We start from the raw sequence: 23,232 nt of genomic DNA on the forward strand, positions 1-23,232 counted from the left end.
GCTTGCGTGGCGATCAGGCGGCGCCGGTCGCCTTCGGGGTCGCCGGGTCGGCACCCCATTCGGTCCAGCTTCCGTCATAGACCGCGACATCCTCCTTGCCGAGAAGATGCGCGCCAAAGGCGACGACGGTCGCGGTCATGCCGCTGCCGCAGGTGGTGATCAGCGGCTGGTCGAGGTCGACCCCCGCCGCATCGAACGCGGCCTTGAGCTCGTCGCCGCGCTTCCACGTGCCGTCGGCGTTGAACAGCGCCGAATGCGGCAGGCTGACCGAGTCCGGGATGTGGCCGGGCGCCATGCCCGGACGCGGGTCGCGTTCCTCGCCGGTGAAGCGCGCCGCGGGGCGCGCGTCGACGACCTGCTCGCTGCCGAGCGCCAGATTTTCGAGAATCTGCTCCTTGGTGCGGACCGCTTTCGCATCGCGCCACACGGTGAAATGGCGATGGCGGAGCGTCTGCTTGCCCATTTCGAGCGGCCGTCCCTCGGCCTTCCACTTGGCGAGGCCGCCGTCGAGCAGCGCGACGTCGTGCGCGCCGAACAGTTTGAGCAGCCACCAGGCGCGCGCCGCGCTCTTCAGCGGGCTGTCGTCATAGATGACGATGCGGCTGCCGTCGCCAAGGCCGAGCGACTGCATGCGGCTCGCGAATTTCTCGGCCGTGGGGGCCATATTCTCGATCTTGCTGTTGGTGTCGGCCAGTTCGGCCAGGTCCATGAACACCGCGCCGGGGATATGCCCCGCCTCATATTCCGCGCGCGCGTCGCGGTCGGTTCCGGTCATGAATTTCGTCGCATCGACCACCCGCAGGTCCGATGCCCCCAGTTCGCGTTCCAGCCAGTCGGTTGAGACCAAGGCGTCCATGTCATGCTCCTGTTGCGACCGCGCGGGAACCATTTTGTCCGTCCCTCGCCGCGATCAATCCTGCGTCGCTGTCTTCTTTCCGGGGAGGGTGAGCCTATGCCCCGGCGTGCCCTTTTTCAAGCACGGTCGCGGTCTGCCCCAGTCCATGCTGCGCCGCAACAAAAAAGGCTGGAGCGCGTTCGGTTTTGGTCGCATCGAAACCGGCGCTCCCGATTCCCGCTTTGCCGTGTTTTCCGAGTCGCCCGGTGATTCCACCCGACTTGAAAACGCTCTATTGGCTGCGCCGGATCGCGGTCGTGCGCGCGCCCGGCCGGTTGACGACCAGATTGGGATGATCGAGCGGCAGCGGCGCGAGCTTTTCGCTCCCGCTCGCGCCCTGCTCGCGGCCGAGCACGAAGCTGCCGGCATTCTGCCCAAAGGCGTCGCCCTCGCCATCCCAATGATAGGTGACGTCGAAGACGAGTACCGGGATCAGCATCGGCTTGCCACCGATCATCAGCGGTTCGACCGCGGCGCGCGGCAGCATGACTTCGGTTGCGATCTGCTCGCCCGCGCCGGGCGCGAGAATCATGTCGTCGCGCAAGATGCTGCCGCCCGCGCCGTCGAAGAAGCGCGCCAGCACCGGCTCGGTCATCGCCGCCCCCTGGTTGAGCGCGATACGGATCAGCAGGCCGCTCGCCGCGATCGGCCCCTCGTTCCGCAGATTGAGCGTGAAGGCGACGATCAACTGCTCGCTCGTCATGCGGATACCGCGAATGTCGAGCGCCATCGCCACCTGCGCGCGCCGTTCGGCCATCGGGCGCATGACGAGCGGCGACGGGATCGACGGCGAGGGGACTCGCGGGGCCACCGGCGCGGCGGGCTGCGGACGCGGTGCGGGGACCGGACCGGCGGTGCGCGGCGCAGGCGGCGGCGCCTCGAACTCGCTGGACGCATCATCTGCAAGCACGGGGCGGCGGCGCCAATACCAAAGGCCGACTCCCGCCGCGACGAGTCCGGCGAGCAGCCAGGCCCAGAGCGGCGGATTGCCGTTCCCATCGGTCGCCGGAGCCGCGCCCTCGTCGGGCGATGATCCGGGCACCGGCGCGGTCGGATCGACCGAGAAACCGGGCGTCGCGGGGGACGGCGCTTCGACGGCCGGCGCTGCCGATTCGGGCGCGGCGGTGACGGGAGCCGCCGAAACGGGTGCGCTGGTAGCGGGTTCGGACGCGGCGCGCGCCGTCGCGCCGGGCGCGGGCGGCGGTTCGCGGCGCGCGGCGGGCGCCGACGCCGCCGGGGTGGGCGTCGGCGTCGCGGGCCGGGTCGGAACCACCACGGGCGGTGTGGGCGTGGGAGTCGGCGCCGGGGTCTGCGGGCCGCGCCGTTCGCCGGGCGCGAGGGGCGGGAGGCCGTTGTCGGACGGCCCCTGCACGCCCGAGGCGCGCCCATCGTCGGCGGGCGGCAGGCGGAAGGTCGAGGAAGGCGCGGGCGTCGGCGCCGGAGTCGGCTGATCGGTCTGCGCCGCCACCGGCGGGAGTCCGCCCAGCATCAGCGAAGCCGCCAATGCCGCCAGCGACAGGCCCGCCGCCCTTTCCCTTCGCCCGATTGTCCGCACCGTCATCCTTGAACCCGCAATCCCGAAATGGCCATCGACGCGCGCCGCTGAATCGACGCTGAACTGCGGCCCGCCGTCGTTCGCCCGTGATCCGGGATGACTCCGGGATGACTCTGGGATGACAGGGGCCGCGCTGCGCACTAGACGGTTTCCATGTCCGATTCCAGCCATCCCCCGCTTCGGCCCAAACATCTCGGCCAGCCCAGCGAACTGCCTGCCTCGCCCGAGGCCGCGATCCTCGACTATGTCGCCAATCCGCGCGTCGGCGACCTCTACCTCGTCCGCTTCGCCGCGCCCGAGTTCACGTCGCTCTGCCCGGTGACCGGCCAGCCCGATTTCGCGCATCTCGTCATCGACTATGCACCGGGCGAGACGATCGTCGAATCGAAAAGCCTCAAGCTCTTCCTCGGCGCTTTCCGCAATCATGCCGGATTCCACGAGGATTGCACCGTCGGCATCGGCCGCCGCCTGTTCGACGAGATGCGCCCGAAATGGCTGCGCATTGGTGGTTACTGGTATCCGCGCGGCGGCATTCCGATCGACGTCTTCTGGCAATCGGGCGCGCCGCCCGAGGGGCTGTGGCTCCCCGATCAGGGCGTCGCACCCTATCGCGGGCGCGGGTAATCGGATTTTTCAACAAAATTCATCGAATTTCATCTTTCCGTCTTCGACAATTGACACTAGTGTCAACTTTATGACCAGCGCCGCCCTTCCCCACGATCATGACATCAAGGTCGGTCCCGATGCGATCGACTTCATGGGGCATGTCAACAACGCCCATTATCTGAGCTGGGTGCAGGACGCGGTGCTGGCGCACTGGCGCAAGATCGCGCCGCCCGATGCGGTCGCGGCGCATCTGTGGGTCGCGCTGAAGCACGAGATCACCTATCGCCGTCCCGCCTTCCTCGACGATCAGGTCATCGCGACCGTCATCCTCGAAAAGGTCCAGGGCGCGCGCGCCTTTTACGAAACGATCATCAAGCGCGGCGAGGATGTGCTCGCCGAGGTCAAGTCGAGCTGGTGCTGCATCGACGCCGAAACGCTGCGTCCGGCGCGGCTGGCGAGCGACGTGATCGCGCGCTTCTTTCCGGGCGAGAAGGTCTAAATAGCACTTCGCCGCCGTCCGCTAGGGAGGAGCGCTGCTTTTCAATTTCGTCATGCTGAACTTGTTTCAGCAGGACGATGATGGATAGGTCATCACCCACTTGTCAGCGACCTTCCACCGTCACGCCGCCTCGAACCGGATCGGCAGCCGCTTCAGCCCCCCCACGAACACCGACTCGACCCGCGCTGGCTCGCCCGCAAGTTCGATGCTTTTCACGCAGGGCAGCAATTCCTCCATCAGGATGCGCATCTCCATCCGCGCGAGATGCTGGCCCAGGCAGACATGCGCGCCGAATCCAAAGGCGATCTGCTGGTTCTTCGTCCGGTCGGGGTCGAAGGCGAAGGGGGCGTCGAAGATCGCCTCGTCACGGTTGGCCGAGACATAGTTGAGCATCAGCCAGTCGCCTTCGCGGATCGTCTGCCCGCCGATCTCGACATCCGCGCGCGCACTGCGCATGAAATGCTGGACCGGCGTCGCCCAGCGGATCGCCTCCTCGATCAGCCCGGCCTTCTCGGCCTCGGCATCGCGAAAGCGCGCGAACAGCGCCGGATTCTTCGCCAGCTCCATGATCGCCGCCGCGGTCGACGCGCTCGTCGTGTCGTGTCCGGCGGTCGCGACGATCATATAATAGCCGGCGAGTTCGCGGTCGGGAATCTGGCCGCCGTCGATCGTCGCATTGGCAATCACCGTCGCGATGTCCTCGCGCGGGTTGGCCCGGCGATCGGCGGTGAGTTCGCGGAAATAATTTTCGAAATCGGCGATGACATAATGGAGCATCGCGATCGCCTGCTCGGCGCTCGTTATTTCGACCTTGTTGCGGTTGAGTTCGGGGTCGGTCGACCCGAAAAGCTGCTGCGTCAGCATCAGCATCCGCGGTTCGTCCTCGGCGGGAACGCCGAGAATATCCATGATGACGCGGAGCGGATAATGCGCCGCGACATCGCGCGCGAAATCGCATGTCCCGCCCGATTCGAGCATATGGTCGACGGTATCGCGCGCGATCTGCCGGATGCGATCCTCGACGATCCGCAGATTCTTCGGCATGAACCAGCTCTGCGTCAGCAAGCGATATTTCATGTGATCGGGCGCATCCATCTGTACCAGCGAGCGGATCAGGTGGCCGTCGCCCCCCGGCGTCGCCGCGCGCGCCAGTGCCTCGCCGTCGCGATTGGTCAGCACCGTCGGCCGGATGCCGTTCGCAAAATGCTGCGGATCGCGGCCGATCGCCATGATGTCGGCATGGCGCGTCACCAGCCAGAAAGGATCGTGATCGCTATTCTCGGCGACCGCCAGCGGCGCGTTGGCGCGCGCCCAGGCGAGCTGTTCGTGCAGGCCGTTCCACTCGCCATAAGCGGCCGGATCGACGACGGCGGCGGACACCGCTTTGGGCAGGATAGGTTTTGTCATGCAACCCAAGCTGCCCCAGTTTTTGCCGTCTGTCGAGAGCCATGGACCGCTTGCCGAAAGGGGGCGTTGCGCCGCGCCGGGCATGGGCATAGCCTGGGGCGGATCATATCCGGGGGATCGCAACCATGAAAATTTCGACGCGCCATCTGCTTGTTGCCGCCGTCTCGTCGCTCGGCCTCGCCGCCTGCGCCGCGCAGCCGGGGGTCGCGCCGCCCGCGCCCGCCGCGCTGATGCCCGCGCCGACCGGCGCCCCCCTCGACGCCAGCGTGCCGAGCCAGTTGCCGCGCATCGCACGCCCGCTCCATTATGATATCAGCGTCACACCCGACGCAAAGGCATTGAGCTTCACCGGCGAAGCGGGGATCGACCTCGAACTTTACGCGCCCTCGACCACGATCGTGATGAACGCGCTCGATCTCACCTTTACCGACGCGGCGCTGACCGGCCCCGACGGCAAGCCGGTGCTGCTGACCGCCGCGACCGACGCCGAAGCGCAGACGGTGACCTTCACCGCCCCCGCGCCGATCGCGCCGGGCACCTACCGCCTCGATGCGCGCTATAGCGGCGTCATCAACACCCAGGCCAACGGCCTCTTCGCCCTCGACTATCCCGACAAGACGACGGGCGCCGACACGCGCGGGCTGTTCACCCAGTTCGAGGCGTCCGACGCACGCCGCTTCATCCCGAGCTTCGACGAGCCGAGCTACAAGGCGACCTTCAGCCTGTCGGCGATCGTCCCGGCGGACGATCTCGTGGTCAGCAACATGCCCGCGGCGAACGAAACGCCGGTCGAGGGCGGCAGGAAGAAGGTGACCTTCCAGATTTCGCCGAAAATGTCGTCCTACCTCCTCTTCTTCGCGACCGGCCCCTTTGAGCGGCTCGCCAAGAAGAGCGAAAGCGGCGCCGAGGTCGGCATCGTCTCGCCCAGGGGATCGGGCGAGCAGGCGCGTTTTGCGCTCGACAGTCTGGCGCCCCTGCTCACTTATTATGCCGATTATTTCGGCCAGCCCTATCCGCTGCCCAAGCTCGACAATGTCGCGGGGCCCGGCCAGTCACAATTCTTCGGCGCGATGGAGAATTGGGGCGCGATCTTCACCTTCGAACGCATCCTGCTCGACGATCCGAAGATCACCAGCGATGCGACACGGCAGGCGATCTATGCCGTGCAGGCGCACGAGGTCGCGCACCAATGGTTCGGCGATCTCGTCACCATGGCGTGGTGGGACGATCTGTGGCTCAACGAAGGTTTCGCGAGCTGGATGGAGACCAAGGCGAGCGACCATTTCCACCCCGACTGGCAGCCGTTGCTCGACCGCGTCGGCGGGCGCGAGGCGGCGATGGGGCTCGATGCCTTTGCGACGACGCACCCGATCGTCCAGACGATCCGCACCGTCGAGGACAGCAATCAGGCTTTTGACGCGATCACCTATCAGAAGGGCGAAGCGGTGATCACGATGCTCGAGGCCTATGCCGGCGCCGACAAATGGCGGGGCGGCCTGCGCGCCTATGTGGCGCAGCATCGATATGGCAACACGCGCACCGACGATCTGTGGCGCGCGGTCGAGGCGGCTGGGGCGACGGGCCTGACAGGAATCGCGCATGATTTCACCAACCAGCCCGGAATCCCGCTGCTGCGCGTCGGCGCCGCGACCTGCGCGGGCGGCACCACGACCGTTTCGCTGACGCAGAGCGAGTTTTCGCGCGACCGCAAGGACAGCATCGATGCCGAGGGGCGCCGCTGGCGGGTGCCGGTGCTGGCGCGCGCCGGCGACGGCGCGGTGTCGCGGCAGGTCGTCACCGGCGGCGCCGGGACGCTGACACTGCCCGGCTGCAGGCCGGTGCTGATCAACGCCGGGCAGGCGGGCTATTATCGCACCCTCTATTCGCCCGCCGCGCTCGCCGCGCTGCGCGGCCGCTTCGCCAGCCTCGCGCCGATCGACCAGCTCGGGCTGCTCGGCGACAATTTCGCGCTCGCTTATGCAGGCTATCAGCCGATGGGGGCCGCGCTCGACCTGCTCGCCGCGGCGCCGCGCGATGCCAATCCGAAACTGATCGGCGACGTCGCGAGCCGGTACGAGGCGCTCTATACGCTCTTCGACGATCAGCCGGCGGTTCAAAAGCAGATCACGATGCTGGGCAGCGCGGCGCTGGCGCCCGCGATGCGGCGGCTTGGGTTCGACGCGCGGCCGGGCGAGCCCGCGCTCGACGGGGTGCTGCGCTCCGAACTGCTGGGCGCGCTCGGGACGATCGGCGACGCGAAGATCCGCGCCGAGGCCCTTCGCCGCTTCGCCTTGCTCGACCGCGACCCCGCCGCGCTCGACGGCCCGCTCAAATCGCGCTGGCTCGGCATCGTCGCGGCGAACGCCGGCGCGGCCGAGTGGGACAGGCTGCGCGCCCTGGCAAAGGGTTCGAAATCGGCGGTCGAACGCAGCGCCTTCTACACCCTGCTCGGCAATGCCAAGGACGCGAAGCTCGCCAAGCGCGCGCTCGACCTCGCGCTGACCGACGAGCCGGGCAAGACGACGAGCGCCGCGATCATCGGCACGGTCGCGCGCCGCCACGCCGAAATGGCGGTCGCCTTCGCGCAGGCGAATCAGGCGGCGGTCGATGCGTTGATCGATGCGTCGGCGCGGGCGCGCTTCCTCGCCGGGCTCGCGGCGTCGTCGACCGACCCGGCGATGATCGCCACCCTCGAAGCGATCGCCGCGCCGCTGTCGGCCGATGTCCGCAAACCCTATGACAAGACGATCGCGGCGCTCAAGGAACGCCGCACCAGCCGCCCGCGCATCAAGGGCGAAGTCGAGGGCTGGCTGAAGGGGAAATAGGCTTGCGAACAACTCTACCGTCATCCCGGCGAAGGCCGGGATCTCGACGGCTCGGCAGGACGGGACGGTGAGACCCCGGCCTTCGCCGGGGTGACGACTACAGAAGGGTAGATCTGCTCCCTATTTGAACAAGCTGCCCAAAATCCCGCGCATCAGTTGACCGCCAAGTTTGCCCGCGACCTGCCGCCCGATGCTCGTCGCCGCCGAGCGCGCCGCCGATTGCACCATCTTCTCGGTCATCGAAGGCTTCGCCGCTTCGCGCGCCGCGACCTTTTCCTGCTGAAGCCGCACGCGCTCCTCGGCGGCCTTCTGCTTCGCCTCTTCCTTCGCGGCGATCGCCGCCTGCTTGTCGGCCTCGACCTGCGCCTTCGCTTCGACCGCGGCGGCCTGCGCCTGCTCGGCCTTGGCGGCGAGCAGTTCCTCGGCGCTTTCGCGATTGATCGGCGTGTCATATTTGTCGGCGACGGGCGAAATCGACTTGATGATCGCGCGTTCCTTGACGTCGAGCGGACCGGCGCGCGAGCAAGGCGGCTTGATCAGGGTGCGTTCGACCGGCGACGGCGCCCCGTCGGCCATCAGCAACGAAACGAGCGCCTCGCCGACCTTGAGCTCGGTAATCTCGCGCTCGACATTCACCTTGGGGTTCGGGCGGAAGGTGTCGGCGGCGGCCTTGACCGCTTTCTGGTCGCGCGGGGTGAAGGCGCGCAGCGCATGCTGGACGCGGTTGCCGAGCTGGCCCGCGACCGCCTCGGGCACGTCGATCGGGTTTTGGGTGACGAAATAGACGCCGACCCCCTTTGAACGGATCAGGCGCACGACCTGTTCGATCTTCTCGGTCAGCGCGGGCGGGGCGTCGTCGAACAGCAGATGCGCCTCGTCGAAGAAGAAGACGAGCTTCGGCTTGTCGGGATCGCCGACCTCGGGAAGCGTCTCGAACATTTCGGACAGCAGCCACAGCAGGAAGGTCGCATAGAGCTTGGGGCTCGCCATCAGCTTGTCGGCGGCGAGGATGTTGACATAGCCGCGGCCATTGTCGTCGAGGCGGATCATGTCCTGGATGTCGAGCGCGGGCTCGCCGAAGAAATGGGCGCCGCCCTGCGTCTCGAGCGTCAGCAATTGCCGCTGGATCGTGCCGACGGTCGCTTTCGACACATTGCCATATTTGGTCGTCAGCTCGTCGGCATTCTCGGCGCACCAGACGAGCATCGCCTGCAGGTCGCCGAGGTCGAGAAGCAGCATATTCTGCTCGTCGGCGATGCGGAACGCGATCGCGAGCACGCCTTCCTGCACCTCGTTCAGCCCCATCAATCGCGCGAGCAGCAGCGGTCCCATTTCGGAGATGGTGGTGCGGATCGGATGTCCCTGTTCACCGAACAAATCCCAGAAGATCACCGGATTGTCGCGATAGGCCCAGTCGGTATCGCCGATCTCCGCCGCGCGCTTGGCAAAGGCCTCGTGCGTCTTCGCGGTCGGGCTGCCCGCCATCGCCATCCCGGCCAGATCGCCCTTCACGTCGGCGACGAACACCGGAACGCCGACCGCCGAAAACCCCTCGGCCAGCCCTTGCAAGGTCACCGTCTTGCCGGTGCCGGTCGCCCCCGCGATCAGCCCGTGGCGGTTCGCGCGCTTCAGCACCAGCGACTGGCGCGGCCCATCGGGCACGCCGCCTCCGCCAAGGCCAATATAGATTTCGGTCGCGTCGCTGCCGTCGCTCACTATGCAATCCTCCACTGTGGGCACCCGGTCAAAGGCTTAGAGCGGCATGCCGCGTCGGGCAATCGGCAAAGCCGCGCGCGGCGACCGCGCGGGGCGATGGTCGGGCAGGAAATGGCGGAGAACTGCGCAACTTCACTCGCAAATCGCGAAAACGCGGCCGGGATGAAGGCGCTTAAGGACACAAAAGCCCCGCATCGACGCGCCCAAATTGTGGCTTTTGTGGCTTTAAGGAGCCGCGAGGCGGCAAGGGCCGATCGGCGGGCAAAATCATCGCATGCGGGGCGGATGAGATCATCCGAAGGGATAGATCATGGCCGCGCATAATAGGAAAGCGATTTCGGGTGGGAGGGGGCGGGCGGGTTTCGACTGGAAGGCGACATCTCTTTCATCGTCACCCTGAACTTGTTTCAGGATCCATGGCCTAGCGTCTCCTTCGGCGCGGCGTTGGACGCGAACTCAGGCCATGGATGCTGAAACAAGTTCAGCATGACGAGGTTTAAAGCCTGCAATCGACTGATTGCGGACGGCTGCTCTCCCCTCCCGCAGGCGGGAGGGGTTGGGGGTGGGCAGCGGCGTCGCAATGGCCCACCCCGCTGCGGCTAGCGAACAAGTTCGCAAGTCTCGCTGCCCCTCCCGCTTGCGGGAGGGCACATCAGCGCCATCCTTCAACGGCCGCTCCCCACCGCCAAACCGACGCCCCTCACCCCATGAGGAAGGCGTTGAGCTTGTTGCCGTCGGGGTCGCGGAAATAACCGGCGTAGAAGCCTTCGCCGCGCGGGCCCGGAGGACCTTCGCAGGTGCCGCCATTGGCAAGCGCGATGTCGTAGAGGCGGTGGACCTGGTCCTTGTCCTTCGCCGCCAGCGCGACCATCACGCCATTGCCCACCGTCGCCGCCTGGCCGTCGAAAGGCCGCGTCAGGCCGATGCCGGCCCCGCCGCCCTCCTTGCCCCAGGCGATGAAGCCGTCATAATCCATCATCCGCGGCACGCCCAATTCGCCGGCGATCGCGTCATAGAAAACCGCCGCCCTGGCAAGGTCGTTGGTCCCCAGCGTCACATATCCGATCATCCTGTTTCTCCCGACTCGTTAAAACAGGAACATTATAGGAACATTTACACCGACCGGCAAAGAAAAAGAGCGCCGGACCCGTAGGTCGCGGCGCTCTTCTGTTCCACCGCGCGATGCGCGGCGAGGATCAGCTCTTGATGCGGATCGCGATGAAGGCCGAGGGGCCGCCGCGGCGCAGGATTTCGAGCAGCACCGCATCGCGGCCTGCCTTCTTCGCGTCGGCAATGACCTTGGCGAGTGCGTCGCTGCTCGTCACCGGCGCGCGGTTGGCGGTGACGATCACGTCGCCGCGACGCAGCCCCTTGCGCCCGGCGTCGCTGTTCGCCGAGGCGGCGCCGATCACGAGTCCCTTGGTGCCCGTATCGACGCCGATGGCGCGCGCGATATCGGGCGTCAGCGTCTGCACGGCGAGGCCGAGTTCGGTCTGGATCGTGGTGTCGGCGGTGCCCTTCGGGTCGTCGGGCATCGCCTGTTCGTCCTCGGGATCGAAGCTCGTGCCCGCGAGCTGCTCTTCGGGTGGGCGCGTGCCGATGACCGCATTGAGCGTCAGCGTCTTGCCGTCGCGCACGACCTCGATCGGGATGCGCGTGCCGGGCTTGGTATTGGCGACGAGATAGGACAGGGTCTGCGACGGGGTCACGTCCTTGCCGTTGATCTTGGTCACGACGTCGCCGCGCTTGAGGCCCGCCTTCGCCGCCGCGCCGTCATCCTCGACGCGCTGGACGAATTCGCCGCGTTCCTTGGGCAGGCCGAGCGCCGCCGCCAGATCCTCGTCGACCGGCGCGATGCCGATGCCGAGATAGCCGCGCTCGATCTTCTCGCCCGATTTGAGCGCGTTGATCACCGGAATCGCCGCTTCGGCGGGGATCGCGAAATTGACGCCGATGTTCGCGCCGACGGGCGAGATCAGCATATTGTTGATGCCGACGACATTGCCGTGCAGGTCGAACAGCGGGCCGCCCGAATTGCCGCGGTTGATCGCGGTGTCGGTCTGGATATAGCGGTCATAGGCGCCGCCGCCGCCAAGGTTGCGCTGGACCGCCGAGATGATCCCCGCGGTCACCGTCGAGCCGAGGCCGAGCGGGTTGCCGATCGCGACGACCCAGTCGCCGACGCGCGCCTTGGCGCTGTCGCCGAACTTGACGAAGGGCATGCCCGTCGCGTCGATCTTGAGCAGCGCGAGGTCGGAGGCGACGTCGCGGCCGACGATCCGCGCCTTATATTCCTTGCCGTTGGTCAGCGTGACCGAGACCAGATTGACCGCATCGCCGCGCGGGCCGCCGGTGACGACATGGTTGTTGGTGACGATATAGCCGTCGTCGGAGATCAGGAAGCCCGAGCCGCCGCCCTGCTGTTCCTGCGTCACCGGTTCGCGCGTTCCCGCGAAGGGATCGAGCCGGACGCCGAGCGTGACTTCCTGCTTGGTCGAGATGTTGACCACCGCGGGCTGGAGCTGTTCGACGAGGTCGGCAAAGCTTTCGGGGGCGCCGGCGCGCGGCACCGCCTTCGCGATCTCGCTGCTCTCGTTCTGCGCGACCTGCGCGATCACGGGGGATTGGGTGACCAGCGCCAGCGCCGTGCCGCCCATCAGCAGGGCCGAAGTGATGCCATAAACATAACGCACGATCGCAATTCCTTTTCTCTTGCGAAAAATCCCAGGGTCGAAACCCTTAATCCCGGCGCGACGCTATCTGCTCGGCGTCGGCTGAACCTCATTTGAACATGAACGGGGCCTGCAGCTTTCGTTCATTCGCCGAAGGCCCCTCACCCGCCCTTGAAATGTCGCAGATATTCATTGTTGGGCGACAGGATCACCGACGTCGTGCCCTGGTTGTTTTCGCCCAGGAAGGTCTGCCGATAGCTCTGCATCGCGCGATAGAAATCATAGAATTCGGGATCCTTGCCGAAACTCGCCGAATAGATGCGCGCCGCTTCGCCGTCGGCGTTGCCGCGGATGATCTGTGCTTCCTTTTGTCCCTCGGCGCGGATCGTGATCGCTTCCTGCTGGCGCGCGGTGCGCATCCGGTTATAGGCCGCCTCGAGCGTCGCGCCTTCGGGCAGGTCGGCGCGCTTGATCCGCACGTCGATGATTTCGGCGCCATATTTATTGGCCTCGCGGTTGAGCGCGACCTGGATATTATCCATCACCTGCCCGCGTTCGGGCGACAGCAAGGTCGCGAAGGTGCGCTTGCCAAGCTCGTTGCGCAGCGACGAGCCGAGGATCGTCGCAAGCTGCTGCTGCAGTTTTTCCTCGGTGCGGATCGCGGTGTACATGCGCACCGGATTGGTGATGCGAAAGCGCGCGAAGGCATCGACCTGCAACCTTTGCTGGTCGGTCGAGAGCACCTGCTGGCGCTCCATGTTGATGCCGAGGATGCGCTTGTCGATATATTGGATGCCATCGGTGAAGGGCACGCGCACGACGAGGCCGGCGCCCGAATGGCCGAAACTCTCCTTCGGATTATAGCGGTTCACGGTGCGCTCGATCTCGCCGAAACGCAGGATCAGCGCCTGCTTGTCCTCGGGAACGATCGCGAGCGTCTGCGACAGGATGACGAGCAGCGCGACGGTGCCGACGAGCAGGCGCAGCGGGTGACGGGTCAGAGTCTCGAACATCACTGACCTCCCTTCGGCGCGGCTTCGGGCGCCGCGGCTTCGGGGGCCGCATTCGCCCGCCGCTGGATTTCGGGCAGCGGCAGATAGGGGACCACCCCGGGGGCTTCGACGATCGTCTTGTCGGTATTCGACAACACGCCCTCCATCGTTTCATAATAGAGCCGCTTGCGGGTCACCCCCGGCGCGAGCCTATATTGTTCATAAATCTTGTCGAACGCCGCGGTGTCGCCGCGCGCGCGCTCGAGCACCTGCTGCTCATAGGCGCGCGCGAGGTTGATGTCCGATTCGCGCTTCTGGCGCGCGGCGGTCACTTCCTTGAACGCCTCGTCGACCTGGCTCGGCGGATCGGCCTGGCGGATCGCGATGCCCTGGATCGTCACCCCGGCGCGATACTGGTCGAGCAGCGCCTGCATCCGCAGTTGCACCTGCCGCTCGATCTCGACCCGCCCCGGGCCGATCGCCTGGACGAGGTCGAAATTGGCGACCGTCGCGCGCATCGAGCTTTCGGCAACCTCGCGGAGCGTTCCGTCGGGGTCGGCGAGCTGGAAGATATAGAGTTCGGGATCGCGGATCGACCAGCGGACCTCATAGGCAAGGTCGACGATGCTCTGGTCGCGCGTCAGCACGAAATTCTCGTCGGTCGCATTGGGCGATCCGATCTGCATCGTGCGGATCGCGCGGACGTCCTCCAGACGAATCCGTTCGATCGGCGCCGGCCAGGTGAATTTGACGCCCGGACCGACGGTGCGCGAATAGCTGCCGAGACGGGTGACGACGCCTTCCTTTTCGGGCGGCACGATGTGGAAGGAGGAAAAGACGAACCACGCCCCGACCAAGGCGGCGATGCCCCATTTCCAGACCTTCGCCGAATCGCCGAAGTTGAAGCCGTCCGATCCGCCCCCCGAACCGCCGCCGCCGAAGCTGCCGCGCCCCTTGCGCAGCAATTCGTCGAGCGCCGAGGGTCCGCGCGGTTTGCGCCCGCGCGCCGAATCGGCGGGATCGGGCGTCACCCACGGATTGCGCGGGCCGCTGCGGTCGCCGCCGTCATCCTTGCCGCCGTCGCCGCCGCCTTTCGGACCGCTGCCCCAGGGACTGTTCGCCATTTGGCTGATCTGATGGAAAAACTGCCGCATCCCCCTCGGGAAGCGGCCTGCCATCCTGCCGTCACTTTTATTGCTCATGCCTGCTTTTATAGGGAGGACCAGCGCGATTAACAGGGGGCAAGAGAAAATGGCTGGCTTTCACTCGCGTCGCGCCTATCTGCCCAAGGCATGACCGACACCGCTCCCCTCGCCAGCATCGCCACCGATCTCACCGCCGGACGCACCTCGGGCCTTCGCTTCCTCGACGGCGACGGCACGCTCGCGATCGTCCTCGACGTCACGGGGCTCGCCGACGAAGACCGCAAACCGCTCGAGGAAAAGCTGCGCGCCGGGCTCCTCGCCCGGCCCGGCGTCACTTCGGTGCGCGTCGCGATGACCGCCGAGCGCAAGGGGCTGACGCTGATCGCGGTCGGCAGCGGCAAGGGCGGGGTCGGCAAGTCGACGCTCGCCGCCAACCTCGCGGTCGCGCTCCAGCGCCGCGGGGTGAAGGTCGGGCTGGTCGATGCCGACATCTATGGCCCCTCGCAACCGCGCCTGATGGACAGCGAGGGCGTGAAGCCCGAAGCGCGCGGGTCGAAGCTCGTCCCCGTCCCCAACGCCTATGGCGTGCCGATGCTCTCGACCGGGCAGATCGCCGCGCCGGGGCAGGCGATCGCGTGGCGCGGGCCGATGGCGGGCAAGGCGCTCGAACAGCTTGTCGATGCAAGCTGGGGCGACATCGACACGCTGATCGTCGACCTGCCGCCCGGCACCGGCGACGTCCAGTTGACGATGATCCAGAAGCACAAGCCCACGGGCGCCGTCATCGTCTCGACCCCGCAGGATCTGGCGCTGATGGACGCGACGCGCGCGATCAGCTTTTTCGAGCAGGCCGATGTGCCGATGATCGGGCTGGTCGAGAATATGGCGGGCTATGCCTGTCCGCACTGCGGCGAGGTCAGCGACCCGTTCGGCAGCGGCGGTGCCGAGGCGGCGGCGAAGACGATGGGGCTCGACTTCCTCGGCCGCGTCCCGCTGTCGATGGGGCTTCGCCTCGCGAGCGACGGCGGCGTGCCCCCGGCGGCCGGAACCGACCCGCTCGGCGAGCCGTTCCACGCGATAGCGGCGAAGGTCGCCGATTGGCTCGCGGCGCGAAAGGGCAAATGATGGCGATCAACGATGAGGCCGAAATTCGTGAACTGCTGGGCCGGCCGCGCCGCATCGCCGTCGTCGGCGCCTCGCCCAATCCGGCGCGCGCGTCGAACGAGATACTCGCCTTCCTGATCCGCCAAGGGCATGACGTAATCGCGGTGAACCCCGGCCATGCCGGCAAGACGATCCACGGCGCCCCCGTCGTCGCGACCCTCGCCGATGTCGAGCCGCCCGCCGAAATCGTCGATATCTTTCGCAACAGCGCCGACGCGGGTGCGGCGGTCGACGAGGCGATCGTTCACGGCGCAAAGGCGGTGTGGATGCAGATCGGCGTGATCGACGAGGCGGCGGCGAAGCGCGCCGAAGCGGCGGGGCTGGTCGTCGTCATGGACCGCTGTCCCAAGGTCGAGATTCCGCGGCTGGGGTTGCTGCGGTAAAGCGGCGCATATAAGCCCGTCCCTTTTCCCGTTCGTGTCGAGCGGAATTGAGGTGATGCCGATTTAACCGGAAAGCCTTTGCCTCGCTTAACCGCGCCGACTATCAGCGTCTGCGATGACGGGCATCAGGGACAAGGTGGGGCAAAGCGGCACGCGGCTGCCGCATGTCAGCCGCCGTCAGATCCTGATCGGCGCGACCGCGACCGGCGGGCTGGCGCTCGCCTGGACCTTCTGGCCGCGCGCCTATGCGCCCAACCTCACCGCCGCACGCGGCGAGCATATCTTCAACGCTTTCCTCAAGATCGGCGAGGATGGCCATATCGCCATGGTCGTCCCGCAATGCGAGATGGGCCAGGGCGTCACCACGCTGCTGCCGCAGATCATGGCCGATGAACTCGGCGCCGACTGGCGGACGATCGCGGTCGAGACCGCGCCGATCAACCCGCTCTACACCAACACGCTGGTCGTCGACGAGGATAGCGCGGTCTTCACTCCGCGCCGCCTCGTCCCCGATTTCGTGTCCGACGTGCGCGGCTGGGCGCGGCGCGAATGGGCGGTGCGCCATGCGGTGATGCTGACCGCGAACAGCTCGTCGGTGCGGATGTTCGAGGGGCCGTGCCGCGACGCCGCCGCGCAGGTGCGCGCACTGCTGATGATGGCGGCGGCGCGGCGCTGGGACGCCGATTGGGAGCAATGCGACACCGAGGGCGGCTTCGTCACCCTTGGCCAGAAGAAACTGCGCTTCGGCGATGTGGCGGCCGCCGCCGCACTGCTCGAACCGCCCGCCGAGCCGGTCTATCGCGCCGCGAGCGCCGACCCGCTCTATGGCAAGGAACTGACGCGGCTCGACCTGCCGTCAAAGGTCGACGGGTCGGCCAATTATGCCGGCGATATCCGGCTGCCCGACATGGTCTTCGCCGCGATCCGCCAGGGCCCGCTCGGCGCGACACGGCTCAAGAGCATCGATCGCAAGGCGGGGATGGCATCGCCCGGCCTGCTCCATATCGTCGAGCATGAGCGCTGGTTCGCGGCGGTCGCGCGCAATTGGTGGGCGGCGAACCGCGCGCTCGACCATTTCGCACCGCTGTTCGAGACCGCGGGAACCCCCATCTCCTCGGGCCGGATCGACAAGGCGCTGGCGGCCGCGCTCAAGGCCGACGGCTATCGCATCGTCAAGAAGGGCGACGTGGCCGAGGCGATGGAGGGGCGGACCAAGGTCGCGGCGCATTATGCCGTCGCCCCCGCGCTCCACGCGCCGATCGAGACGCGCACCGCGACCGCCGCCCCCGACGGCGGGCGGCTGCGCGTCTGGGTCGCGACACAGGCCCCCGCCCAGTGCCGCGACGCGGTCGCGCAGGCGACGGGGCTGGCGCCGTCGGACGTCACGCTGTTCCCGGTGATGGCGGGGGGCTCGTTCGACGCCTGCCTCGACCATAGCGCCGCGGTCCAGGCGGCGATCATCGCTTTGCAGATCAAGCGGCCGGTTCAGCTCGCCTGGTCGCGCGCCGAGGAGATCATGCGCGACATTCCGCGCGCGCCGGCCCGCGCCAGGATGATCGCGACGCTCGACGCCGCGGGCGGCATCGACGCGCTGGTCGCGCGCATCGCGGTGCCGCCGACCAACCATGAAGTCCGCGCCCGATTGTTCGACAACACCCCCGCCGACGTCGCGCAGCGCGATGCCGCCGGCACGCCCGACGCGGTAGCGATCGAGGGGCTGGCGCGCGTTTACGACATCCGCCATTTCGCGGTCGATCATTGCCCGGCCGATATCGGCCTGCCGACGGCGCGCTGGCGCGGCAATGCCGACAGCTACACCGCCTTCTTCACCGAATGCTTCATCGACGAGATGGCGGCGCGCGCGGGATCGGATGCGCTGTCCTATCGCATGGCGATGCTCGGGAAATCGCCGTTGCTCGCGCACTGCCTGCTCACCGCGACCAGCCTCGCGGGCTGGGAGGGCGGGATATCGGGCACCGCGCAGGGTCTTGCCTGTCATTCGATGCGCGGCAGCCATATCGCGCTGGTCGCGACCGCGCGGCCGAGCGAACGGGGGTTGCAGGTCGAACAGCTTGTCGCGGTGGTCGATGCCGGGCGGCTGGTGAACCCGGCGATCGCGCGCCAGCAGGTCGAGGGCGGGCTGATCTTCGGCCTTGCCGCGGCGGTCGGCGCGACGACCGATTATGAAGGCGGCATCGCGACCGCGCGCAAGCTGGGCCAGCTCGGCCTGCCGCACCTCGCGCAAATCCCCGAGCTGTTGATCGAATTCATCGACAGCGACCGCGAGCCCGGCGGGATCGGCGAAATCGGCGTCCCCGCCGTCGCCCCCGCCATCGCCAATGCGATGTTCGCCGCGACCGGGCACCGCATCCGCCGCCTGCCGCTGTCGGCGCAGCCGATCTGATGCCCTGCATCGGCGTCCTGCTCGTCAATCTCGGCACCCCCGATGCGCCGACGGCATCGGCGGTGCGCCGCTATCTCGCACAATTTCTCTCCGACGCCCGTGTCGTCGAAATTCCCGCCTTGCTGTGGCAGCCGATCCTGCGCGGCGCCATCCTGCCAACGCGGCCGCGCAAGTCGGCAGAGGCCTATGCCCAGATATGGACCGACGAAGGATCGCCGCTCGCCGCGATTACCCGGCGCCAAACCGCGGCGCTGCAAGACACGCTCGGTGAAACCGCCCGCGTCGCGCATGCGATGCGCTATGGCGCGCCCGCGATCGGTCCCGCGATCGACGCGCTGATGGCGGCGGGATGCCGCCGCATCCTGATCGCGCCGCTCTATCCCCAATATTGCGCCGCGACGACCGCCACCGTCGTCGACGCAGTGACCGCGCATCTCGCCACGCTCCGCTGGCAGCCCGCGCTGCGCTTCCTTCCGCCCTATCCCGCCGACCCGGCCTATATCGGCGCGCTCAAGGCGTCGGTCACGGCGGGGCTCGCCGCGCTCGATTTCGTCCCCGACACGCTGGTCGCAAGCTTTCACGGCATGCCCGAACGGACGCGCGCGCTTGGCGATCCCTATCACGACCAGTGCCGGGCGACCGCGCGCCTGCTCGCCGAGGCGCTGGGCCGGCCGGTCGAGGTCGCGTTCCAGTCGCGCTTCGGCCGCGCCAAATGGCTGGAGCCTGCAACCGACGCGACACTCGCGCGGCTGGGCCGCGAAGGCCGCGACGTCGCCGTCATCGCCCCCGGCTTCGCCGCCGATTGCCTCGAAACGCTCGAGGAGCTGGCGATTCGCGGCAAGGCGGGGTTCGCGGCGGCGGGCGGGCGGCATTTCGCCTATCTGCCCTGCCTGAACGACAGCGCGGCGGGAATGACGATGCTCGAAGCGCTCATCGGGCGCGAACTCGCCGGATGGCTCTAAGGGTTTACGCTTACCTCCTGTTTAACTCCTTGCATTAGACTGTCCTTTGGCGGTGTCGGATCTGGCCGACGCCGCGCTTTACAAAGGGTGGGCCATGAACGATCTCGATCGGGCGGCATTGATATTGGCCGGCTTAACGGCGGCGTTCCTGTTCCTCCTGTTCGCGGCGTGGCGCGCGCGCCGTCCGCGCCCCGAACCCGCCGCGCCAAATATGCCAAAGATCGCGCGCGAACCGCGCGAAAGCCGCTTTTCGGGCTTCGCGCGCAACAAGGAACCCGCAGTCGAACCGATCGAAATGGCGCCATCGCGGCTCGCCCGGATCAGCCGCGCCGCGATCGACCGGCCGATCGAGTCGGTGTGGGCCGATGACCCCGCCCCGGTCGCCGAGAGCATCGCCGAGCCGCAACCCGAACCGGCGGCCGTCATGCCGCTGGCCGAAGAATCGCCCACCGAATCGCCGCCGCCCGCCCCCGCGCTCGACGAGACGGCGCTCGACGCGCTCGCGACCGAGGTCGAACGGCAGGCCCATTTCGCCGACCCGGCCCCGGCCGGTGGCGGTATCCGGCTGATGCCCCGGATTCCGCCGCGCGATGCGATTCTGCGCAAAAGCTGGATGGGCGGCCGCCCGAATCTTCCCGCCGCGGCCCCCTGGCCGACGATCGACGGCCGCGAAGGCGATTTCATCGCGCAGATCGCCTGCGCCGACCTGCCGCCGATGCTGTGGGACGGGCTCGGCCCGCGCACCGGCTGGCTCGCCTTTTTCACCCACCCCGACAATGGCGCCGCGACCGCGCTGCACATGGCCGAAGACGGCGCGCCGCGCGATCCGCCGCGCGCCGTGGGGGCCGCCTGTTTCCGCCCCCATGGAATCGACGACGCCGAATTGGCCGCGCTGAGCATCAGGGCGCTGCCCGAATGGCCGGTCGATATGGTCCCCGAAGCCGGCGGCCCGCGCGATGACGATGCGGCGGGGGCGCTGCTCGCGGCGGATTATGACATCGCCGACCCCGCCTTTCACCCGTTCGACTGGCCCTCGATGCTCGCGATGGCGCGCATTCTCGAAAGCCGCATTCTCGCGCTGCCCACCGACGGAGTGCCGCCCGCGGACGCCAGCGACGAGCTGGCGCAGGCGATCGCCGACGCCGCCGAAGCCAATCGCGGCGCCGCCGAGCGCACGGCCGAGATCGTCGCGATCATCCGCGAAAGCGCCGCCGCCGACACCGGCTTCCTGCCGAGCGACGCGACCGCGGTGATGGCGGCGCTCCACGCGATCCGCTGGACGCGGGTCACCGCGCGCCCCGATCCCGAATATGGCGCGGACGAGGTCGAGACGCTGGCCTTGCCGCTGACCCGCCGCCGCCCCGACGGCGACCTGTGGATCGACGCCTATCGCGCCCTGTTGTTCGACCATGCGCGGCACGCCTATTGCGCCAATCCCGACCGGCTTTCCGCCCCGGCGCGCGGCTTCTTCGAGCCGCTGTGGACGGCGATGGCGGCGGACGGCGTGGCCCGGATGGGCGATTTCCCCGCGCGCCGCGCATCCGGCTTCGACGCCGAGCGCGACGTGGTGATGCTCGAACTGCCGCCCGGCGCCCTGCTCGGCCTTGCGCACCCCGATGGCGGCTCGCTGATCTTCGCGATCCGCAAGGCCGATCTTGCCGCGGGTGATTTCTCGCGGGTGCGGGCGCTCGCAGGCGACTAATCACCTCTCTCCCTTGACGTTTCAGTCAACTTGCTAGGCGCGACCCCGCGCCTTAGGGTCCATATCCGGGCAAGGACCAGAACCGCTTTTGGGAGACATCGAAAAATGGCACGCATCGCAGTCGTCACGGGTGGCAGTCGCGGGATCGGCGAGGCGATCAGCCTTGCGCTGAAGGAGGCAGGCGCGACAGTCGTCGCCAACTATGGCGGCAATGACGAAAGGGCGCGCGCCTTTACCGAACGGACGGGCATTCCCGCCTACAGGTGGGACGTCGGCGACCATCAGGCGTGCCTCGACGGCTGCGCGCGCGTTACGGCCGAGGTCGGGCCGATCGACATCGTCGTCAACAACGCCGGCATCACCCGCGACGGCACCCTTTCACGGATGAGCTATGACGACTGGCACGATGTGATGCGCATCAACCTCGGCGGCTGTTTCAACATGGCGAAAGCGACATTCGGCGGGATGGTCGAGCGCGGCTGGGGCCGCATCGTCAACATCGGCTCGATCAACGGCCAGGCAGGGCAGTACGGCCAGGTCAATTACGCCGCCGCCAAATCGGGCATCCACGGCTTCACCAAGGCACTCGCGCAGGAAGGCGCCAAGAAGGGCGTAACGGTGAACGCGATCGCGCCGGGCTATATCGACACCGACATGGTCGCCGCGGTCCCCGCGCCGGTGCTCGAAAAGATCGTCGCCAAGATTCCGGTCGGCCGCCTCGGCCACGCGCAGGAAATCGCGCGCGGCGTCGCTTTCCTGTGCAGCGAGGACGCGGGCTTCGTCACCGGCTCGACGATGAGCATCAACGGCGGGCAGCATATGTATTGAGAGGATCGGGAGAGAGGTCAGGATCGCAGCATGACGAACCCCCTCCACCCCCCGGTCAAACGATCGGTGACGATCGCCGGTCACCCGACTTCGATCAGCCTCGAACCGATGTTCTGGGATGCGCTGGAGGTCGAATCCGCGCGCCGGAGGCTGCCGGTCAACGCGCTCGTGGCACGCATCGACGTCGAGCGGATGGACGCCGACGACCCGCCGAACCTGACCTCGGCGATCCGCCAATGGCTGTGGCGGAATCGCGCCGCCGACTGAGGCCCGTCCCTAGGGTCAGGACCCATTAATTGCACGTTCGAGGCGTCGAAATGGCGAAGATATTGGGTTTGGGTGGATGCAGCGGGTAGCATCGCTACCCGCAAGGCCGCACGAGCCCAAGATCGAAGCCATTTCGACGTCCCTGCGGGATTTGATCGATTTTGCCCATGGCTTCGTCGGCAAGTCTTGAAATATCGACATATTCCGTCGCCTTGCCTCCTCGCCCTGAGCAAAATCGCTTCAAACCTCGATCGCGCAATTAATGGGTCCTGGCCCTAGATCGCGGCGTAAACCGCTTGGCCGAACGCCGCGCCCCTGTCGGGGGCGTGGTGCAGGAACAGCGAGGGTTCGATCAGTTCGAGTTCGATGATGTGAAGCTTGCCCGCGGCGTCGCCGACCATGTCGACGCGGGCATAGACCGGGGCGACGGGCGCGGCCGCCAGCGCGGCGGCGGCGAGGGCGCGGGCCGCGGGGCTGGCGTCGCACCCGGTCTCGCGCCCGCCGAATTGTTCCTGCACGCGAAAATCGCCCGCAGCGGGGCGCTTGACGATCGCGTGGCTGAATTGGCCGCCGAAGAAGAAGAGCGACATTTCGCCCTCGCTCAATATCCCCGGCATCAGCGGCTGGACGAGGCGCCGCTGCCCGCGCGCATCGTCGGGGATTGCCGCGCCGAGCGCGAGGCGGTGGGTGCCGTCGGCGCCGCCCGAGATGGCGGGCTTGATCACCACCTCTTCGGCGCCGAACATCGCGCGCGCGTGAGCGAGCTTTGCTTCGTCCAACGCCGCGACCTCGACCGTCGGCACCACCGCAACCCCCTTTGCGCCAAGCTCCGCGAGATAGGCTTTGTCGCTGTTCCAGCGCAGCAGCGGCACGCGATTGGCGACCGGCAGGCCTTCGGCTTCGAGCCGGTCGAGCAAAGCATACCAGGCGGCGACGTCGCGCTGATAACCCCAGGCGAAAAGCGGCAGGATCAGGTTGTAACCCGACAGGTCGCCGGGATCGGTCCACAGGCGCGGCTCGACGGCCAGCCCCGCCGCGGTCAGCGCCGCCGCCTTGCGCGCGAAGGCGGGCTGCCATCGTTCGTTGTAATTGGACACCGGAACAAGGATCGCGACGCGCGGTTGGTAGGGCATTCCACTCACCTCTTAATCGTCATTGCGAGCGCAGCGAAGCAATCCAGAGCGGTTTACGCCACCTCTGGATTGCTTCG

General features: G+C 67.5%; 19 protein-coding genes. 10 read left to right on the plus strand and 9 right to left on the minus strand.

Features of this window, described 5'->3' with window-relative positions:
• Positions 1-13: 13 nt before the first annotated feature.
• Together sseA and CVO77_RS08940 are read right to left on the minus strand one after the other, a co-directional pair.
• Positions 14-856: a 3-mercaptopyruvate sulfurtransferase gene (gene sseA, locus CVO77_RS08935; RefSeq protein ID WP_105998728.1), complete on the minus strand. Its 843-nt coding sequence runs from the start codon at positions 854-856 to the stop codon at positions 14-16.
• A 271-nt stretch (positions 857-1,127) separates the two neighbouring features.
• Positions 1,128-2,456, minus strand: a complete 1,329-nt coding sequence (locus tag CVO77_RS08940; protein WP_105998729.1) for a hypothetical protein — start codon at positions 2,454-2,456, stop codon at positions 1,128-1,130.
• Positions 2,457-2,603: 147 nt separating this feature from the next.
• Between CVO77_RS08940 and queF the strand changes: the two genes are divergently transcribed.
• Both queF and CVO77_RS08950 read left to right on the plus strand, forming a co-directional pair.
• On the plus strand, positions 2,604-3,074 hold the full coding sequence (gene queF / locus CVO77_RS08945; protein WP_105998730.1) for a preQ(1) synthase: 471 nt from the start codon (positions 2,604-2,606) through the stop codon (positions 3,072-3,074).
• A gap of 70 nt (positions 3,075-3,144) precedes the next feature.
• Positions 3,145-3,555, plus strand: a complete 411-nt coding sequence (locus CVO77_RS08950) for an acyl-CoA thioesterase (protein WP_105998731.1) — start codon at positions 3,145-3,147, stop codon at positions 3,553-3,555.
• A 120-nt stretch (positions 3,556-3,675) separates the two neighbouring features.
• On the opposite strand, the gene CVO77_RS08955 is transcribed toward CVO77_RS08950, so the two are convergent.
• On the minus strand, positions 3,676-4,962 hold the full coding sequence (locus CVO77_RS08955) for a cytochrome P450 (RefSeq protein ID WP_105998732.1): 1,287 nt from the start codon (positions 4,960-4,962) through the stop codon (positions 3,676-3,678).
• Positions 4,963-5,087: 125 nt separating this feature from the next.
• On the opposite strand from CVO77_RS08955, the gene CVO77_RS08960 reads away from it, so the two are divergent.
• Entirely contained in the window at positions 5,088-7,787 is a 2,700-nt protein-coding gene (locus tag CVO77_RS08960; RefSeq protein WP_105998733.1) for a M1 family metallopeptidase, read from the plus strand.
• A gap of 120 nt (positions 7,788-7,907) precedes the next feature.
• On the opposite strand, the gene CVO77_RS08965 is transcribed toward CVO77_RS08960, so the two are convergent.
• The 5 genes from CVO77_RS08965 to hflK form a co-directional block, all read right to left on the minus strand.
• Positions 7,908-9,503 (minus strand): helicase HerA-like domain-containing protein, encoded by a 1,596-nt coding sequence (locus CVO77_RS08965; protein WP_420822536.1) that lies wholly within the window; start codon positions 9,501-9,503, stop codon positions 7,908-7,910.
• Between the two features lie 700 nt (positions 9,504-10,203).
• Entirely contained in the window at positions 10,204-10,572 is a 369-nt protein-coding gene (locus CVO77_RS08970; RefSeq protein WP_105998734.1) for a VOC family protein, read from the minus strand.
• Positions 10,573-10,699: 127 nt separating this feature from the next.
• Positions 10,700-12,196: a trypsin-like peptidase domain-containing protein gene (locus CVO77_RS08975; protein ID WP_105998735.1), complete on the minus strand. Its 1,497-nt coding sequence runs from the start codon at positions 12,194-12,196 to the stop codon at positions 10,700-10,702.
• A 140-nt stretch (positions 12,197-12,336) separates the two neighbouring features.
• Positions 12,337-13,188 (minus strand): protease modulator HflC, encoded by an 852-nt coding sequence (gene hflC / locus CVO77_RS08980; RefSeq protein WP_105998736.1) that lies wholly within the window; start codon positions 13,186-13,188, stop codon positions 12,337-12,339.
• Positions 13,188-14,369 carry a protease modulator HflK gene (gene hflK, locus CVO77_RS08985; protein ID WP_105998737.1) on the minus strand — a complete coding sequence of 394 codons (1,182 nt, stop codon included), beginning with the start codon at positions 14,367-14,369 and terminating at the stop codon, positions 13,188-13,190. Before hflK ends, hflC begins: the two co-directional genes overlap by 1 nt.
• Before the next feature lie 90 nt (positions 14,370-14,459).
• Between hflK and CVO77_RS08990 the strand changes: the two genes are divergently transcribed.
• From CVO77_RS08990 to CVO77_RS09020, 7 genes are all read left to right on the plus strand, one after another.
• Positions 14,460-15,437 (plus strand): Mrp/NBP35 family ATP-binding protein, encoded by a 978-nt coding sequence (locus tag CVO77_RS08990; protein ID WP_105998738.1) that lies wholly within the window; start codon positions 14,460-14,462, stop codon positions 15,435-15,437.
• Positions 15,437-15,859 carry a CoA-binding protein gene (locus tag CVO77_RS08995; RefSeq protein WP_105998739.1) on the plus strand — a complete coding sequence of 141 codons (423 nt, stop codon included), beginning with the start codon at positions 15,437-15,439 and terminating at the stop codon, positions 15,857-15,859. Before CVO77_RS08990 ends, CVO77_RS08995 begins: the two co-directional genes overlap by 1 nt.
• A 115-nt stretch (positions 15,860-15,974) precedes the next feature.
• A complete protein-coding gene (locus CVO77_RS09000) occupies positions 15,975-18,263 on the plus strand; it encodes a xanthine dehydrogenase family protein molybdopterin-binding subunit (RefSeq protein WP_105998740.1) in 2,289 nt (762 codons plus the stop codon).
• Entirely contained in the window at positions 18,263-19,225 is a 963-nt protein-coding gene (gene hemH / locus CVO77_RS09005) for a ferrochelatase (protein ID WP_105998741.1), read from the plus strand. Before CVO77_RS09000 ends, hemH begins: the two co-directional genes overlap by 1 nt.
• Positions 19,226-19,319: 94 nt before the next feature.
• On the plus strand, positions 19,320-20,927 hold the full coding sequence (locus CVO77_RS09010) for a DUF1963 domain-containing protein (RefSeq protein ID WP_146130840.1): 1,608 nt from the start codon (positions 19,320-19,322) through the stop codon (positions 20,925-20,927).
• A 105-nt stretch (positions 20,928-21,032) separates the two neighbouring features.
• Positions 21,033-21,755 carry an acetoacetyl-CoA reductase gene (gene phbB, locus CVO77_RS09015; protein WP_105998743.1) on the plus strand — a complete coding sequence of 241 codons (723 nt, stop codon included), beginning with the start codon at positions 21,033-21,035 and terminating at the stop codon, positions 21,753-21,755.
• A gap of 30 nt (positions 21,756-21,785) precedes the next feature.
• Positions 21,786-22,022 (plus strand): ribbon-helix-helix domain-containing protein, encoded by a 237-nt coding sequence (locus tag CVO77_RS09020; RefSeq protein ID WP_105998744.1) that lies wholly within the window; start codon positions 21,786-21,788, stop codon positions 22,020-22,022.
• A gap of 275 nt (positions 22,023-22,297) precedes the next feature.
• On the opposite strand, the gene CVO77_RS09030 is transcribed toward CVO77_RS09020, so the two are convergent.
• Complete coding sequence (locus tag CVO77_RS09030) at positions 22,298-23,155, minus strand: ATP-grasp domain-containing protein (RefSeq protein WP_105998745.1); 858 nt, start codon at positions 23,153-23,155, stop codon at positions 22,298-22,300.
• Positions 23,156-23,232 lie beyond the last annotated feature (77 nt).

The sequence above is a fragment of the Sphingopyxis lindanitolerans genome, from assembly GCF_002993885.1.
Classification (GTDB): domain Bacteria; phylum Pseudomonadota; class Alphaproteobacteria; order Sphingomonadales; family Sphingomonadaceae; genus Sphingopyxis; species Sphingopyxis lindanitolerans.